Here is a 16695-nt window from a genome sequence, read left to right as displayed (position 1 = left end):
CCCCCAGGCCAGGCTGCGACGTGTCCCGGGGCCCCTTCCAGGTGCGGAGGTCCCCACCGGCTGTGACCGAAGACCCAGGGACCGGAGGCCCAGGGACCGAAGGCCCGCGTGACCCAAGATCCGCCTGACCTTGTCCGGTTCGGCCGGAAGGCGACCATAATGGCGACCATGACGGAATCGGCGGCGAAGCCCGTGCGGCTGCCGGGCCGGTTGCTCGTCGCCGCGTTCGGGCTGACCGCCCTGCTGCTGATCTCTCCGGCCGCGGTCGCCGCGTCGGTGGTGCCGGCGTGGCCCGCCTGGACCCTGGTGGCCGCCGCGGGGCTGTCGTTCGCGGGAGCCGTGCTGACCACCCGCCTGGACCGCCCGGACGTACGGCCGGTGACGGCGGCGTTCGTCGGGCTGCTCGCGGCGGTCGTGGTGGCGGCGGCCCTGGCCTACCGGGAGGACGGCTGGCAGACGCTGTTCTCGCTGCTCGCCGTGGCCGTGGCGCTCGTGCTCCCGGTCAGGGCGGCGCCCGCGCTCGTCGCCGTCACGGCCGTGCTGGCCGCGGTCGTCCCGGTGCACAGCTCGGTCGGCGAGGCGCTGTGGGGCGCCGGGCTGACCACCTTCCTCGCCGGGATCACGACGTACGGCTTCCGCCGGATGGGCGAGGTGATCGCGGAGCTCGCCCGGACCCGGGAGGCGCTCGCCGTCGCCGCCGTCTCGGCCGAGCGCCTGCGCTTCTCCCGTGACCTGCACGACCTGCTCGGCCACACGCTCTCGATGGTCGTCGTCAAGGCCGAGGCCGTACGCCGGCTGGCCCCGCGCGACACCGAGGCGGCCGTGCGGCACGCCGCGGACATCGAGACCATCGGGCGGCAGGCGCTGACCGAGGTGCGCGAGGCGGTCACGGGCTATCGGGACGCGAGCCTCGCCTTCGAACTCGACAGCGCCAGGGCGGCCCTGGAGGCGGCCGGCATCGAGTGCGTGGTGAAGGAGTCGGGGCCCGCGCTGTCATGGGAGACCGACATGCTGCTGAGCTGGGTCGTCCGTGAGGGGATCACGAACGTCGTGCGGCACTCCGGCGCCCGGCGCTGCGTCATCACGCTGCGCCGCGACCGCGACCCGGTGCTGGTCGAGATCAGCGACGACGGCCCCGACGACGACAGTGACGACGGCATGGGCGGGAAGGACGGCAGCGGCCTGCGCGGGCTGCGCGAGCGCCTGGCCGTCGCGGGCGGGCGGCTGACCACGGCCCGCACGCCGCGCGGCTTCGTCCTCACCGCCGAGATCCCGCACGCGGGCGTGGACGACGACGACCGGAAGGACGGCCTGTGACCCGGGTGCTGATCGCCGAGGACCAGACGATGATGCGCGACGCGCTCACCGTGCTGCTCGACCTGGAGGACGACTTCGAGGTCGTCGCGCAGGTCTCCACGGCGGGCGAGGTCGTGCCGGCCGCGCTGCGGGTCGAGCCCGACGTGGCACTGCTCGACATCGAGATGCCCGGCGGCAGTGGTCTCGACGTCGCCGCGGACCTGCGGGATGCCCTCCCGGAGTGCGTGGTGGTCATCGTCACGACGTTCGGGCGGCCCGGTTATCTGCGCCGGGCGCTCGACGCGGGCGCCCGGGGCTTCGTGGTCAAGGACCGGCCCGTCGGCGAGCTGGCCCAGGCGATCAGGCGCGTGCTGGCGGGCGAGATCGTGGTCGATCCCGCCCTGGCCACCGCCGCCCTGAGCGCCGGGCCCAACCCGCTGACGCCGCGCGAGCGCGAGGTGCTGGCCGCCGCCGCGGACGGCTCGGCCGCCGCCGACATCTCCCGCCGCCTCTACCTGTCGGAGAGCACCGTACGCAACCACCTGTCGGCGTGCATCACCAAGACCGGCACCCGCAACCGCATGGAGGCCGTACGGGTCGCCCGCCACAACGGCTGGCTGTGACCCTCGGCGACCTCTCAGCGGCCGAGGTACTCCTCGCCGAGGGCGCGCAGGCGGGCGTGCGCGGAGCCGTACACGTCCGGGCCGCCCAGGTAGGCCTTGGGCAGCTTGGCGACCATCGTGTAGTTGGTGTCGCAGACGTTGCCGACCGGGGCCTGCCCGCCCTGGCTGACGAGCTGGTAGGCGTCCAGCTCGTCGAGACCGGTGAGGGAGGAGGTCCAGGTGACGAGGTCGTGCTGGCTGATGCGGTAGGCGTCCTCCAGCGGCCGGGCCGAGCCGGTGGACATGATGTGGTGGTCGTCCTCCAGCCGGGGCCACGGCGTGCCGACGCCCTTGATCAGCTCGACGGCGACGACGGTGTTCATCGCGGCCTCGACGGCCGTGCCGCAGACCTCGCCGTGGCCCTGCCGGCAGTGTCCGTCGCCGATGGCGAACAGCGCGCCCGGCACGTTGACGCCCAGATAGACGGTGACCCCGGCACGCAGCTCGGGGGTGTCCATGTTGCCGCCGTGGGCGTCGGGGGTGATCGTCATCCGCGCCTCGGCGGCGGCCGGGGCGACGCCCACGGTCCCGTGCATCGGGTCGAGCGGCATCTCGACGGCGAAGTCGCCCCGCCGGGCGCGGTAGCGCACGGTCCGCTTCCCGGCGTCCACCTCGTACATCCACACGACCTCCTCCAGCGGCGGCTGGAGGGTGGCGGTGGTGTGCGTGCTCGTCAGCGCCCCGAAGTGCGGGAACGTCGTGGAGACCGCCCAGTCGCGGGCGGGCTCGATCGAGACGAAGTGGAGGGCCAGCGTGTCGCCGGGCTCGGCCCCCTCGACGTGGAACGGGCCGGTGACCGGGTTCAGGTAGGGGAACTCGCAGACCTGCGAGGGAAGGTCGCCGGGGCCGCGCACCCGGCCGCCGAAGCAGTCCTCGGTGTACAGCTCGAGCACCGTGCCCGGGGCGACGGACTCGACGGCCGGACGACCGCCGAAGGTGTACGCCAGGTCGTCGGGACGGGGACGGTAGGACACGACGTTCACTCGGTGGCCTCCGGGGTGACGGCGGACAGGGTGGGGCGCCGGCCCATCATGTAGGAGCCGGCGAGGATCACGACGCCGATCGCCAGCCAGACGAATCCGAGCACCTGGGCGGCGATGCTGGCGTTGATCACGACGTAGAGCAGGATGAGGAAGCCGATCGCGGGGGCCACGAGGTGCCGCCACCAGTCACGGCTGCCGTTGCGGACGACGTAGTGGACGACGACCGAGACGTGCAGGGCGAGGAACGCGGTCATCGCGCCGAAGTTGACCAGCGAGCCGAGCAACCCGATGCCGTCGTCGCGCGTGCTCATGTACAGGCCGAGGGCCAGGGACACCGCGGCCACCAGGAACGTGGCGTTGACCGGCACCTTGTGCTTGGGGTGCACCTTGCGGAGGAACGCCGGGAGCTGGCGGTCGCGGGCCATGGCGAACAGCAGGCGGGAGGTGGCCGCCTGGGCGACCAGGGAGTTCGCGAACCCCCAGGCGACGGCGGTGGCGACGGCCGTGAGCACGCTCAGCCAGTGGCCTCCGGCGTACTCGGCGGTGTCGTAGAACGCGTTGTCGCCGCCGTGGGCGAGGAGCTCGGCGCGGTTGGGGGCGAGCAGCGCCGCCACCCAGGTCTGCGCGACGAACAGCGCGCCGGCCAGGACGAGGGCGAAGACCATCGAGCGGCCCAGGCGCCGGGTGCTCTCGCGGCTCTCCTCGGCGAGCATCGAGATGCCGTCGAACCCGAGGAACGACAGCACCGCCACGGACACGGCTCCGAACGCCAGCGGCCAGGAGAACGTGGAGGAGTCGAACAGCGGGCTGAGCGCGGCGCCGTGGCCCTTGCCCTGTGCCAGGGCGACGATCCCGACGATCAGGAAGATCGCGAGCACGATCAGCTCGGCGACCAGCATGATCTTGTTCATCCGGGCGGTCATCTCGATGCCGAGGTAGTTGACCACCGTGTTGAGCACGATGAAGGCGATCAGCCACACCCAGATCGGCACGCCGGGCACGAACGACGTCATGGCCGAGCTCGCCACGAGGTACAGCAGCGCCGGCACCAGCACGTAGTCGAGCAGGATCACCCAGCCCGCGAGGAAGCCGACCGGGGCGGCGATGCCCCGGCCCGCGTACGTGTAGACCGAGCCCGCCATCGGGAACGCCCGCGCCATCTGGGCGTACGACTGGGCGGTGAACGCCATCGCGACCATGCCGATCACGTAGGCGAGCGCCACCATCCCGCCGGACGACTGGAAGACGCTGCCGAAGATGCCGAACGGCGCGATCGGCACCATGAAGATCAAACCGTAGATGAGCAGGTCGGCGAAGCTGAGCGAGCGCTGCAGCTCTTGTTGGTAACCGAAGCGCTCGACGCTGGGCGCCGTTGGCTGTGGGGAGGACATGGATCCCGCTCCTAAACGCACATGGGGGCAGAGCCGTACGATAGGGGCAATCCTTGAAAACGAAAAGGTTTCTAGTGGAAGTTTTACATGGGGTACATAAACGGCGTGACGACCTCGAAGTCCAGCCCGTCGGCCCTGGCGAGGTACACCCGCTGCCGCACCCGCCCCTCGGCCAGCGTGAGCGGGCCGCGCCCGGAGACGATCGTCGTGCCGTCGGCGACCGCCTCCACGGCGGGCACCGCCAGCGTGCCCGCGCGCCGGGCCAGGGCGGCCAGCATGAGCACACCCTCGTAGCAGCCGTGACCATGCCCGTTCAGCAGCGGCGCCTCCGGGCCGAACATCGCCGTGTAGCGCTCGGCCAGGGCGAAGTTGGCGGCGGTCACGATGCCGCCGAAGTACCCCATCGCGGCGTAGAGCCCGCCGGTCGTGTCGCCGCCCGCGGCGAGCAGCCCGTGCTCCTCCAGCGCGCCGCACAGCCGCGCGCAGCCGAGACCGCTGGCGGCGAAGGCCCGGTTGAACGCGATCAGGTCGCTGCCGATGAGCGTGAGCAGCACGGCGTCCGGCCGCGCCGCGGCCACCTCCTCGAGCAGCCGGTCCGTCGCGGCGGTGCCGGGCGGGACGAGCCGCTCCCCCACGACCGTCGCGGACCGGGCGCGCAGGTGCCCGCGGGCCGAGGCGTGCACCAGGCGGGGCCAGACGTAGTCGTTGCCGAGCAGGAACCAGCGCCGGGCCTTCCGGTGCCCGACCAGCCAGTCGATCCCCGGGGCGACCTGCAGCGACGCCGGCTCGCCGAGATAGTAGACGCCCGGACGCCGGGCGCCGCCCTCGTACGGCGGGGTGTAGACGAACGGGGCCGCGCCGCCGAGCGCCTGCTCGACCGCGATGCGCACGTCGCTGGCGTGCGTGCCGACGACGGCCTGGACGGCGCCGGAGAGCACCAGGCTCCGCACCTCCGAGGCGACCGCGGCCGGACCACGGCCCCCGTCGACGAGCACGAGCTCGACCGGCCTGCCCAGCACTCCCCCGGCGGCGTTGACCTCCCGGGCGGCCAGCACGGCACAGTTGATCGCTCCGGGCCCGAGCAGACCGAGCACACCGGAGACCGGCACCACCAGCGCGACCCGGAGCGTGTCCGCGGGCAGCAGGTGTGCCTCAAGAGAGTCGATGACGACTGTGACAGGATCGGCCACGTGCACGAGTATCCCCCCACCGAACAGGTGACCGGCCTCGGGTCGTCGCTCGCCTATCTGCTGAGCCGGGCAGAACGCAGCGTCAACCGCGGCCTGGCCGCCGTGCTCGCCACCGAGGACGTGACCGTCGAGCAGTGGCGCATCCTGCAGGCGCTCGCGGACGGGCGCGGGCACTCGATGGGCGACCTGGCAGAGGCCGCGCTGATGCCCCACCCCACGCTGACCAAGGCGGTCGACCGGCTGGTGGACCGCGCGGTCGTCTACCGGGGACACGACCCGGCCGACCGCCGCAAGGTCGCGGTCTTCCTCGCCGACCGGGGCCGCGACCTGCTCGCCCGCCTGGAGGCGGGCATCGCCGAGCACCAGCGGGGGATCATCACCGCGTACGGCCCGGCCCGCACCGACCGCCTGATGCGCGACCTGGAGTCGCTGCTGGCCTCCCTGGAGGACTGACATCGAAGTGAGGTAGGCATGAGCACTTCCGGCACGGCACGACCCGTCGACCTGTTCGGCGCGGATCTGGTGCGCGACCCGTTCGAGGGCTACTCGCGCCTGCGGGAGCAGGCCCCGATGGTACGCGGCTCCTTCCCCGGCCTGGACTCCCCCGTCTGGCTCGTCACGCGGTATGACGACGTCAAGACCGTGCTGGGCGACCGCAGGTTCGTCAACAACCCGGCCAACGTGCCGGGTGCGAACGTGCACAACATCCGCGAGCAGCTCATCGAGGCCCGGGGCATTCCCCGCGAGTACGCCCCGTACATCCTCGACAGCGTCCTCGACTCCGACGGCGACGACCACCTCCGGCTGCGCAGGCTCGTCTCGCGCGCCTTCACCGCACGCCGGGTGGCGGAGCTGCGGCCCCGGGTCCAGGAGATCACCGAGGACCTCCTCGGCAGGCTGCCCGGCCACGCCGAGGACGGCGTCGCCGACCTGATCGAGCATTTCGCCTACCCCCTGCCGATCACCGTCATCTGCGAACTGGTCGGCATCCCCGAGGAGGACCGCCCGCTGTGGCGGGAGTGGGGCAGGAGCCTGGTCTCACTCAGGCCCGGAGCGATGGCCGAGCCGCTGCGGCACATGGTGACCTACATCCGGGAGCTGATCGCCCGCCGCCGTGCCGAGCCCGCCGGAGACCTGCTGACCGGCCTGATCCGCGCCCACGACGAGGACGGCGACCGGCTCACCGACACCGAGATGGTCACCATGGTCCTCACGCTCGTCCTCGCCGGGCACGAGACCACCGCCCACCTGATCGGGAACGGCACCGCCGCCCTGCTGACCCACCCGGACCAGCTCGCCGCGCTGCGGGCCGCCCCGGAGCTGCTACCGCGCGCCGTGCACGAGCTGATGCGCTGGTGCGGGCCCGTCCAGGGCACCCGGATCCGGTACGCCGCCGAGGACGTCGAGTTCGGCGACATGACCGTGCGCCGGGGCGAGCCGGTGATGGCGGTGCTGGTGTCGGCCAACTACGACCCCCGGCGCTTCGACGACCCCGACCGGCTCGACGTCACCCGCGAGCCCGACGGGCACAAGGAGGTCCACGTCGGCTTCGGCCACGGCCTGCACTACTGCCTGGGCGCGGCGCTGGCCCGGCAGGAGGGCGAGGCGGCCTTCGGCGCCCTGCTGCGCCGTTATCCGGCGCTCGAACTGGCCGTCGCCCCGCAGGACCTCGACCGGCAGTTCCTGCCCTTCTCCTGGCGCCTCGCCCGTCTTCCCGTACGCCTGGGGGCGTGAGCGGACGTCAGGGGGACGTGCCGGGGACGGCCTGGCCGGCGATCAGCGGTTCGAGGGTGAGGCCCTCGTGCTCGCGCTGGATGGAGCGCATGCGCCACTGATCGGTGAACACGGCGAGCAGGGCCTGGTCGCGGCTGCGGATCAGCACCTCCGCGCCGCGCTGGCGCCGCAGCACCTCCGCGGACTCGGCGTCGGTGCGCAGGGCGAGGCCGTACTCCAGCCGGTCGAGCACGATCTCCGCGCCGAACTCGGTGGCCAGGCGCTGCTCCACGACCTCGAACTGCATGGGCCCGACCGCCGCGAGCACCGGGGCCTGGTCGCCGCGCAGGTCGGAGCGGAGCACCTGGATCACGCCCTCGCCGTCGAGCTGGTCGATGCCGCGGCGGAACTGCTTGGCCTTGGCGGTGCTGCGCGACCGGGCCACGGCGAAGTGCTCGGGGGCGAAGCTGGGGATGGGCGGAAACTCCACCGGCGTCCCCTCATAGAGGGTGTCGCCGGGCCGCAGCGCGGTGGCGTTCACCAGCCCGACCACGTCTCCCGGGTACGCCTCGTCGATGGTGGCGCGCTCCTGGCCGAACACCGACTGGGCGTACTTGGTGGCGAACGGACGGCCGGTGGCGGCGTGGGTAAGCACCATGCCGCGCTCGAACCGGCCGGAGCAGACCCGGACGAACGCGATCCGGTCGCGGTGGGCGGGGTCCATGTTGGCCTGCACCTTGAAGACCAGGCCGGAGAACGGCGCGTCCAGCGGCCGGTCCGCGCCCTCGACGTCCGGGCGGGGCGCCGGGGCGGGGGCGAGGTCGACGAGCACGTCCAGCAGCCGGGCCACGCCGAAGTTCGACAGCGCCGCGCCGAACAGCACCGGCGTGGACTCGTGCGCCTCGAACGCCTTCTGGTCGTGCTCGGCCCCGATGGCGGCGAGCAGGTCGGCCTCCTCCCCCGCGCGCACCCAGTCGGCCCCGAGCTCGGCGGCGGCCTGCTCGGGGGTCAGCTCGGTCTCCAGCGCCTTGGTCGCGCCGCCGGGCGTGCGGGTGTAGCGGACCGCGCGGCCCTGCAGCCGGTCGACCACGCCGTGGAAGTTCCCGGCCGCGCCGATCGGCCAGGTGACCGGCGTGGGACGCAGCCCGGTGCGCTCCTCGATCTCGTCCAGCAGCTCCAGCGGCTCCCGGCCCGGCCGGTCCCACTTGTTCACGAACGTGATGACGGGGATGCGGCGGTGGCGGCAGACCTCGAACAGCTTCATGGTCTGCGGCTCCATGCCCTTGGCCGCGTCGAGCAGCATGACCGCGCAGTCGACCGCGGCCAGCACGCGATAGGTGTCCTCGGAGAAGTCCGCGTGGCCGGGCGTGTCCACCAGGTTGAACACGTGGCCGCGATAGTCGAAGCGCAGCGCGGCCGACGTGATGGAGATGCCGCGGGCCCGCTCCATCTCCATCCAGTCGGACGTCACGCCCCGCCGCCCGGCCTTGCCGTGCACGGCTCCCGCCTGGGTGATCGCCGAGGCGTGCAGGGCCAGCGCCTCGGTCATCGTGGACTTTCCCGCATCCGGGTGGCTGATCACCGCGAACGTGCGGCGCCTGGCCGCCTCACTCGCGGCGGCGCTGGTGGCGGTGCTCATCGCCGCGTCCCCCTGTCGGCGCGGGCGCGGGTCGTCGTGATGCGGTCGTACGTGCAGGCCATCCGTGCTCCCAAACAGCATGAGGACGGTTGAGGTTACCGCACGCCGGAGGATGCGAAGGATCTAGACGGCCCGGCTCACTCGCCGGGGGACGTGAAACGGCGCAGCTCCCACGGATCGTGGGCGGAGAAGACCTCCACCTCGTCCGCGTGGTCGCGGACCAGGGCGCGCAGCCGGTCGCGGTTGCGCAGCCGCAGCTCGGCGTCGACCTGCGAGCCGGTCTGCACGAAATCGAGCAGCGGGTGCGGCTGCGGCTCGTCCGCCCGCAGCTCGCCGTGGTAGAAGTACGCGTCGCCCGCGTGCAGCAGCCACCGGCCGCCGTCGCGCACCGCCACCGCCGCGTGCCCGGCCGTGTGCCCGCCGAGCGGCACCAGCAGGAAGTCCGCCGGCAGCCCGTGCGGCAGCCGTACGCCGCCGAAGCCGAACCACTCCTCGCCCGCGCCGGTCCCGTACGTCTCCCAATGGGGCCCATGGGCCCAGTGCGCCGGCCGGTAGCGCCTGCTGGGGGCCTCGGCGAGCGCCGCAGTCAGTTCGTCCTCCAGGACGTGCACCCGGGCGCCCGGGAAGTCCGGCAGGCCGCCGGAGTGGTCGACGTCGAGGTGGGTCAGCAGGACGTGCCGCACGTCGGCGGGCGCGTATCCGAGCCGCTCGACCTGCCGCACGGCGGTCTCGGCCGGATCGAGCACCGGCTCGACCATCTCGGTCCAGTCCGCGGCGAGCGAGCCCGCCGGGTCGCGGACGTCGCCGAGCCCCAGCCCGGCCTCCACGAGCACCAGGCCGTCGCGATCGGTCTCGACCAGCAGGCAGTGCGCCACCGCGTGCGCGGACGGCATGCCGTCGTCGATGGGCTCGAGCTTCCGCATCGAGCCGCAGTTGAGGTGATGGATCTTCATTCGGAGTCCTTTCGCGCAGCGGCATCGGCGGCGTCGGCGACCATGCCCCCGACCATGCCGCCGATCCGTTGCGTGACCGAGTGGATGACGGCGGTGTCGCGGCGCACACGGGCGAGCAGGAGCGCTCCCTGCAGCGACGACAGCACCAGGTCGGCGACCGCCTCGGGGTCGTCCACGCCGTGCCCGCGCAGATAGCCGGCCAGGCCGCGCAGCCAGGAGGCGTACGTCGTGTCGCAGGCCGACCTGATGGGCTCGCTGTCGCCCGCGGCCTCCAGCGCGACCGTGGCCACCGGGCAGCCCTCCTGGAACCCCGACTCCTCCAGGTCGCGGGCGAGCAGATCGCCGATCCGGGCGACTGCCTCGGCGGGGCCGGAAGCGGCGGCCACGGCCGCGGCCATGCGCTCGCCCAGCTCACCGCCCGCGATCGCCACCGCCTCGGCGGCCAGCTGCTCCTTGCCGTCGGGGAAGTGGAAGTAGAGCGAGCCCTTGGGCGCCCGGCTCTCCGCCAGCACCTGGTTGAGGCCGGTGGCGTTGTAGCCCTGCCGCTGGAAGAGCCCGGCGGCCGTGCGCAGGACCCGCTCGCGCGTGTCGTTCCTTCGCGTCATGCCGATCAGACTAGACCGGTCTACATAGTTTCGGCAAGATCCCCGTTCAGAGCGCGTCTACGGCGCCTGGTCCTCCCCGGCGAGCTGTTCGCCGAGGCCGGTGCGGCGGTAACGCAGGCGGCGGCCGTCCCGTTCGCCGGTGACCAGGCCGGCGTCCCTGAGCGTGGTCAGGTGGTGCGAGGCGGTCGCCGGGGCAAGCCGGAGGGCGGCGGCCACCTCCCCCGTGCCGGCCGGTTCCGCCAGCAGGGCGAGCACGGCCGCGCGGGTCGGGCCGAGCAGGGCGGCCAGCGCCGCCGGCGGTTCGGCCGGCGCGGGCGGGTCCCACAGCCGGCCGTGGCCGCGCGGCGCGTACCACAGGGCGCGTCCCGACGGGGTGCCGGTCATCGTGTACACGTGCGGGCCGGTGAACCCGGTCGGCAGCAGCGTGAGCGGGTGCCCGTCCAGGCCGAACTCGCCGTCCTTGTCGTACGCCAGCCGCAGCGCCCCGCCGTCCCAGTCGAGGCGCGGGTGCAGATCCGTCAGCAGCGCCCGCGGCCCGCGCTCGGCGGCCAGCAGCCCGCGGCGGGTCACCTCGCCCTCCGCGAGCGCGCGCAGCCGCGGCCAGCTCGGCGCGATCGCCGTCGAGAAGTAGCGCCGGATCTCCCGCACCGTCACGGCCAGCGCGCCCGCCGGGTCGGTCGCGAACCGCTCGATCTCCGGCGGCGCGCGGTGCCCGGCCCAGGCCCGTTCCACCTCGGACACGACCCGGTCGAGCGGCGTGGCCGCCACCACCCGCAGCTCCTGCTCCAGGGTCGGGCGGGTGACGGGCGGCGCCGGGGTGAGGAAGTCCGGCACGTAACCGCTGGGGCCCGGGACCAGCGGACGGAGCGTGGTCAGTCCTCGCAGCAGCGGCTCGGCCCGGGCCCGCCAGGACGCGGGGACCAGGCGCGCCGAGCGGGAGCGCAGCGCGAGGCAACTGGCCACGACCTCCGCCATCGGGCTGTGCGCGAACCTGAGCCGCAGCAGGTCGGCGGGGGCGAGCTCGATCCGGATCACCCGTCCATTCGAGCATGCTCGAACGGTTAACGGACAGCGGCCCCGCGTTCCTACGGTCGGCGCATGGAATACACCCGTTTGGGGCGGACCGGCCTGCGCGTCAGCCGGATCTGCCTCGGCACCATGAACTTCGGCTGGCAGATCGGCGAGGCCGAGAGCCACGCGATCCTCGACCGGGCGCACGACGACGGCGTCAACTTCGTCGACACCGCCAACATGTACGGCAGCGAGACCGGCGACGGCCTGAGCGAGCGCTTCATCGGCCGCTGGTTCGGCAAGACCGGCCACCGCGACCGGATCGTGCTGGCCACGAAGGTGTACGCCCCGATGACCGACTGGCCGAACGACGGCGGGCTGTCGGCCCGGCACATCATCGCCGCCTGCGAGGCGTCGCTGCGCCGCCTGGGCACCGACTGGATCGACCTTTACCAGATGCACCACGTGCAGCGGGACACGCCGTGGGAGGAGATCTGGCAGGCCATGGAGACGCTCGTCGCCCAGGGCAAGGTGCGATATGTGGGGTCGTCCAACTTCGCCGGCTGGCACCTCGCCCGCGCCCAGTCCGCGGCCGACCGGAGGAACTTCCTCGGCCTGGTCTCCGAGCAGTGCAAGTACAACCTGCTCACCCGGCACGTCGAGCTGGAGGTGCTGCCCGCGGCGATCGAGCTGGGGATCGGGATCCTGCCCTACTCGCCGCTGCACTTCGGCGCGCTGTCCGGGGCGCTGCGCAAGCAGCGCGAGGGCGCGGCCGGTCGCAGCGTCCTGCACGCCCCCGAGCGGGTCGAGCCGCACCGGGCGGCGATCGAGGAATACGAGAAGCTCTGCGCCGATATCGGTGCGGAGCCCACCACGGTCGCGCTCGCCTGGCTGCTGTCGCGGCCCGGAGTGACCGCCCCGATCATCGGGCCGCGCACCCCCGGGCAGCTCGACCTGCCGCTGACCGCGCTGCGCACCGAGCTGTCCGCAGAGACCCTGGCCTGGTTGGAGGAGCTGTTCCCCCCTGTCGGCAACGGCGGCCCCGGCCCCGAGTCCTGGGCCTGGTGATCCCGCGCCCATGAGCCTCACCCAGTCGCGCACGCGGGGCGGTACGCGGGGCCGTACGCGGAGGCGGATGCGAGGCCGTACGCAGGGCCGTACGCGGAGGCGGATGCGGGGGCGGCGGCCGGGTCCGTCGGCACACTTCAGGATGGAAACGCCCCCGCCCGGCGCTCGTCCGGCCTTTTCTGCCTTTTCTGCCTTTTCTGCCTTTTCTGCCTTTTCTGCCTTTTCTGCCTTTTCTGCCTTTTCTGCCTTTTCTGCCTTACGAGCCTTTCGGGCCGGTCCATGCCCTGCTCGATTTCCTGCCTGCCGCCTTATGTCCCGTACGTGCTTATGCGAATGTCCCGCAGGCGCGCTTTGCGGCTTTCATGACCCGCCTGAAGCTCCAACTTAGCCCCTCGGCGAGTTGCCACTCACGGAAAAGAGGTGAGAGAATTAATACAAGTTTTCGAATGACTTGAGGAGGGCGAGATGGATCTGTTCAATCCAGACCCTGATCGCCCTCGTCGTGCGAATAGTTTCGACGACGGCTGGTGGGATCGGTTGACCGCCAATTCCCCGCTGTGGTCGTCCGACGGTTCATCCGCCCACGAGCCCTTCCCCATCATCGGCTTCGAGCCCCCGCAGCGTGCGAGCCGTGCCGAGGACGAGGGCGACACTGGCGCTGATGGCGACGCCGATAGCAGCACCAGCGATGACGCCCCCGGTGCCGGTCAGGGCAAGGGCCGGTCGTCGTGGGTGGTGGTGGGGTCTGTTCGTGAGGTGGCCCAAGAGCTGGCGCTGACGCCGCTTCCCGACGACGTGGATACCTGCCTGGCCGAGGCGGAGGAGTTGCTGTTCGCCCGTGACCGAATCACGAGTGCGCTGGCCGATCGGGTGGGGCGGGTGCATCGTGCGGGGCAGGCCAGGCAGCATGGGCATGCCTCCACCCGCTGCTGGCTGCGCACCAGTGGGGGGATGACGGTGGGCGGTGCGGGCCGCCTGCTCACGTTGGGGGCGGAACTGCCGCGCCTCCCCAAGGTGCGGGAGAAGTTCGCTGCGGGTGAGTTGGCGGCGGGGGTGGTGGAGGCCATCTGCGCCGCTGTCGCCGGACTAACCGACGAGCAGGCCGGCCTGGCGGAGCCGATCTTGGTGGACCTGGCCAGCAAGGCCGGGGCGGCGGAGGTCGCCAAGGCCGGCCGCCACCTGCGGGCGGTGCTGGACCCCGATGGGGAAGAGCGGGATGAGCGGGCCGATTACGGGCGGCGGTTCCTGCGGGTCCGCCCGGGCAAGGGCGGCGGCGTGGAAGGGGAGTTCTACCTGCCGCGTGAGGCCGGCGCCCGGTTGATGGCCTTGTTGCAGGCGTACGCCAAGCTGAGGGCACAGGGGGATGACCGCCCGCTGACGGTACGTCAGGCCGACGCGCTGATCGCCCTGCTGGAGCAGAAGATCACCGCCGAGCTCCTCGTCGTGGTCAGCGCCGAATCCCTCCCCACCGACCCCGACAACACCGACACCAGCGACTCTGCCCCCGACGACGACGCCGACCCCGCCGCCGACCTTGCTGACGGCGAGGCCGACGACACCGTCTCCGACCCGATGAGCGGCCCCGGTCACGCGAGCGGCGCAGACGACCCCGACGACTTCGACGCTGCCCAGGCCGACGACACCGGCGGCTACGCCCCCAATGAGACCGGAAGCACCGAGGACCCGAGCCAGGGTGACGACACCGTCTCGGGCGAAATGGGCGACCACGATGATGCGGGCGGCACCGACGCCCCCGATGGCTCAGACGAGTTCGACACTGCCGAGGCCGCCCCCGCCACCGCCCCCGCCACCGCCCCTGCCGCCGACTCCGCCATCGACCCTGCCCCTGGCTCCACCGATGCCACGACCGGACTTCGCGACATGGAGTCTCGCGACTATGGAGTCGGTGAGCGCGAGGCCGGTGAGCGGCGGCCCGGTGAGTGCGAGGCCCGTGACCGGCGGCCCAGCGAGCGCGAGCTGCGCGACACCGCGAGCACTGCCTCTGCCGACTGCGACATAGCGCCCTCGGAGGCGGCGCGGCCAGACCCTCCTCCCGAGGACGCCTCCCCACGTCACACCCACGCCGGGCCCCGGCCTGCGGGGGACTGCCGGCATGGCCAGGGCACGTGCCCGTGCGACGGCCAGGCGCGCTGCTCGCGTGCGACGCAGGCACCGGGGGCACCGGGGCCATCGGGAACGGCGCCCGGCGGGCCGGGACCGGAGCCGGAGACACCACCCGGGAGGGCATCGGGAACAGCACCGGGAGCCGGGCGAGGAACACCGGAGACCGCGCAAGGAGCGACGCAAGGCGCGTCACCGGGAGCAGCGCCGGGGGCGTCGGCAGGCGTGCTGCCCGGGGCACTGCTCGGACCAGCGCTGGTGGCATCGCTGGGGGCGTCGGTGGGGATGGCGCCGGGGTTGTTGCCGGCGACCGGGCAGGTGCTGCCCGTCTCCAGCGTGCACCGCCTCGCCCGCACTTCCACTCTGGTGCGGATCGTCATGAACGCCGAGGGACAGGTCCTCGACATGGGCCGCAAGGTCCGCCTCGCCACCCCCGCCCAACGACGGGCCATCTACGCCCGGTACGCCACCTGCTGGATCGACGGCTGCCCACTCCCGGCGACCATGTGCCAGATCGACCACGCCGACAACTGGAGCACCGGCGGCCTGACCGACCTGAAGCTCCTCGGCCCGGCCTGCCAGTTCCACAACCGCGACCGCTACCAGCACCCCGAGCGCTACACCCGCCGCAACGTAGGCACTGACCGCTGGGCCTTCACCTACCACCGCCTGGGAACAGCCCGGCGACTACGGGAATGAGGCGGGGGAGTGAGGAGGGGCGACGCACGGGGGGCACCGACCGCTGGGCCTTCACCTACCACCGGATCGGGATCAGGCGGCGGTGCTACGAGAGCGACTGAGCCGCGCCGACCACGAAGGACTCCAGCCGGTGCAGCAGCGCGGCCATCTCGCTCTCGGGCAGGCGGGTGGTGTCGGCGTTCAGCTCCACCCCGAGCGTGCCCTTCCAGCGCATCAGGGCCACGCAGAAGTCGCAGCTGCGCTTGTCGGTGCCGGGGACACTCCAGCTCGGACTCCCCGTCCGCGCCGCCGCCGACACACGGGTCCTCGCCGGGGCGCAGGTCGTTGAAACAGCACGACGGGAACATGGGGACCCCCCGGTCGGCGCTCATCCGGTCGATCATCGCGTTCAGGGCCAGCGAGTCGAAACGGGCCCGCCGGTAGGACGCGAGAACCGCCGGATAGGCGCTCACGAGGGTCTCGGGAAGGCTCTCGCAGGGCCCGAGGGTGAACAACCCCAACTGGTTGAGGCTGGTGACCAGGTCCCGGCTCCGGTCGTTGAAGCGGTTGTGCACGATCGGGGTGATCGCGCACACCTCGTGGCCGGTCAGCTCGCGCAGCAGCATGGCGACCGCCACGAGCAGGACGGTGGCGGTGCTGACGCCGGCGCGGCGGGCCAGCACCTGGCCGGCGCGGTTGAGCCGGGGCGACGACAGCACGGCCCGCGCGTATCGCGGCGTCGCGCCCGCTCCGGCCGCTTCCGGGAACATGGCGGACGGCACGGTGTGCGGAGCAGCGTCTCCCACTGCGCGAACCACGACGTCGGCCGCGTGCCAGTCCGCGACGACGTGGTTGAGCACCAGCGCCACATGTGTGGCGGCGCCGTCGCAGACGACGAGACCGGCGCGCAGCGGCTGCTCGCCGTCGCCGAACGAGCGGCCGGCCAGGCAGGCGACGAGGTCCGCCGCCGCGCCGTCCGCGGCGTCGCGTGCCACCTCGACCGTCTCGATCGGCAGGGTCCCGGCCGCCGCCACCTCCTGGTACGGCCCCTCCGCGCCGAGCCGTACGAGCGATCGCAGGGCGTCGTGCCGGCCCATCACCTGCGCCAGGGCGGCCGCCACGGCCCGGGGACTGCGCGGGCCGCCCGCGCCCGGGACGGCGAGGAGCCGGGGCACGTTGAAATAATGCGCGCTGTCCGGCCCGACCTTCTGGATGGCCTCCCAGATGTCCCGCTGCCCCCATGCGAGCTCCGCCGTTCCGGAACGATCGGCGGCGAAGTCCGCAGAAAGCCGCATGGCTCTCCTTTATCGAACGCGGGCGGGTGGATCCGGAAACGCTCCAACGAAGGCTAGGTTTGCGCTCCGCGCCGGTCAAGATTCGGCTTT

14 protein-coding genes are annotated in these 16695 nt (G+C 72.7%); 6 read left to right on the top strand and 8 right to left on the bottom strand.

Going from position 1 to position 16695, the window contains the following annotated elements; all coding sequences use genetic code 11:
* Positions 1-168 precede the first annotated feature (168 nt).
* Entirely contained in the window at positions 169-1317 is a 1149-nt protein-coding gene (locus OHB01_RS28415) for a sensor histidine kinase (protein WP_142648464.1), read from the top strand.
* Positions 1314-1919, top strand: coding sequence for a response regulator transcription factor (locus tag OHB01_RS28410; RefSeq protein WP_142648463.1), 606 nt, complete (start codon positions 1314-1316; stop codon positions 1917-1919). The genes OHB01_RS28415 and OHB01_RS28410 overlap by 4 nt, the downstream gene beginning before the upstream one ends.
* Before the next feature lie 14 nt (positions 1920-1933).
* Here the strand turns inward: OHB01_RS28410 and OHB01_RS28405 are convergent, their stop codons facing one another.
* The 3 genes from OHB01_RS28405 to OHB01_RS28395 form a co-directional block, all read right to left on the bottom strand.
* Positions 1934-2941 (bottom strand): acetamidase/formamidase family protein, encoded by a 1008-nt coding sequence (locus tag OHB01_RS28405; protein ID WP_142648462.1) that lies wholly within the window; start codon positions 2939-2941, stop codon positions 1934-1936.
* Positions 2938-4332: an APC family permease gene (locus tag OHB01_RS28400; protein ID WP_142648461.1), complete on the bottom strand. Its 1395-nt coding sequence runs from the start codon at positions 4330-4332 to the stop codon at positions 2938-2940. Before OHB01_RS28400 ends, OHB01_RS28405 begins: the two co-directional genes overlap by 4 nt.
* 83 nt (positions 4333-4415) lie before the next feature.
* Positions 4416-5522 (bottom strand): substrate-binding domain-containing protein, encoded by a 1107-nt coding sequence (locus OHB01_RS28395; protein WP_328854214.1) that lies wholly within the window; start codon positions 5520-5522, stop codon positions 4416-4418.
* Between OHB01_RS28395 and OHB01_RS28390 the strand changes: the two genes are divergently transcribed.
* Entirely contained in the window at positions 5523-5975 is a 453-nt protein-coding gene (locus tag OHB01_RS28390) for a MarR family winged helix-turn-helix transcriptional regulator (RefSeq protein WP_260617313.1), read from the top strand. It begins immediately after the preceding gene.
* 18 nt (positions 5976-5993) lie between these two features.
* Complete coding sequence (locus OHB01_RS28385; RefSeq protein WP_328710137.1) at positions 5994-7256, top strand: cytochrome P450; 1263 nt, start codon at positions 5994-5996, stop codon at positions 7254-7256.
* A gap of 7 nt (positions 7257-7263) precedes the next feature.
* Here the strand turns inward: OHB01_RS28385 and OHB01_RS28380 are convergent, their stop codons facing one another.
* The 4 genes from OHB01_RS28380 to OHB01_RS28365 all read right to left on the bottom strand — a co-directional run bounded on the left by OHB01_RS28380 (position 7264) and on the right by OHB01_RS28365 (position 11467).
* Positions 7264-8874, bottom strand: coding sequence for a peptide chain release factor 3 (locus OHB01_RS28380; protein WP_142648458.1), 1611 nt, complete (start codon positions 8872-8874; stop codon positions 7264-7266).
* Positions 8875-9011: 137 nt separating this feature from the next.
* Positions 9012-9827, bottom strand: a complete 816-nt coding sequence (locus OHB01_RS28375; protein ID WP_147944402.1) for an MBL fold metallo-hydrolase — start codon at positions 9825-9827, stop codon at positions 9012-9014.
* Complete coding sequence (locus OHB01_RS28370; RefSeq protein ID WP_147944401.1) at positions 9824-10432, bottom strand: TetR/AcrR family transcriptional regulator; 609 nt, start codon at positions 10430-10432, stop codon at positions 9824-9826. Before OHB01_RS28370 ends, OHB01_RS28375 begins: the two co-directional genes overlap by 4 nt.
* A gap of 57 nt (positions 10433-10489) precedes the next feature.
* Entirely contained in the window at positions 10490-11467 is a 978-nt protein-coding gene (locus OHB01_RS28365; protein WP_328854213.1) for an ArsR/SmtB family transcription factor, read from the bottom strand.
* Positions 11468-11530: 63 nt separating this feature from the next.
* On the opposite strand from OHB01_RS28365, the gene OHB01_RS28360 reads away from it, so the two are divergent.
* Both OHB01_RS28360 and OHB01_RS28355 read left to right on the top strand, forming a co-directional pair.
* Positions 11531-12511: an aldo/keto reductase gene (locus tag OHB01_RS28360; protein ID WP_328854212.1), complete on the top strand. Its 981-nt coding sequence runs from the start codon at positions 11531-11533 to the stop codon at positions 12509-12511.
* Positions 12512-13048: 537 nt separating this feature from the next.
* On the top strand, positions 13049-15331 hold the full coding sequence (locus OHB01_RS28355; RefSeq protein WP_328854211.1) for an HNH endonuclease signature motif containing protein: 2283 nt from the start codon (positions 13049-13051) through the stop codon (positions 15329-15331).
* Here the strand turns inward: OHB01_RS28355 and OHB01_RS28350 are convergent.
* Positions 15292-16605 carry a hypothetical protein gene (locus OHB01_RS28350; protein WP_328854210.1) on the bottom strand — a complete coding sequence of 438 codons (1314 nt, stop codon included), beginning with the start codon at positions 16603-16605 and terminating at the stop codon, positions 15292-15294. The two genes, OHB01_RS28355 and OHB01_RS28350, sit on opposite strands and share 40 nt — an antisense overlap.
* Positions 16606-16695: the final 90 nt, after the last annotated feature.

The organism is Microbispora hainanensis (assembly GCF_036186745.1).
GTDB lineage: Bacteria > Actinomycetota > Actinomycetes > Streptosporangiales > Streptosporangiaceae > Microbispora.
The sequence above is the reverse complement of the archived record's forward strand: the minus strand, read 5'-3'. Positions and strand labels throughout refer to the sequence as shown.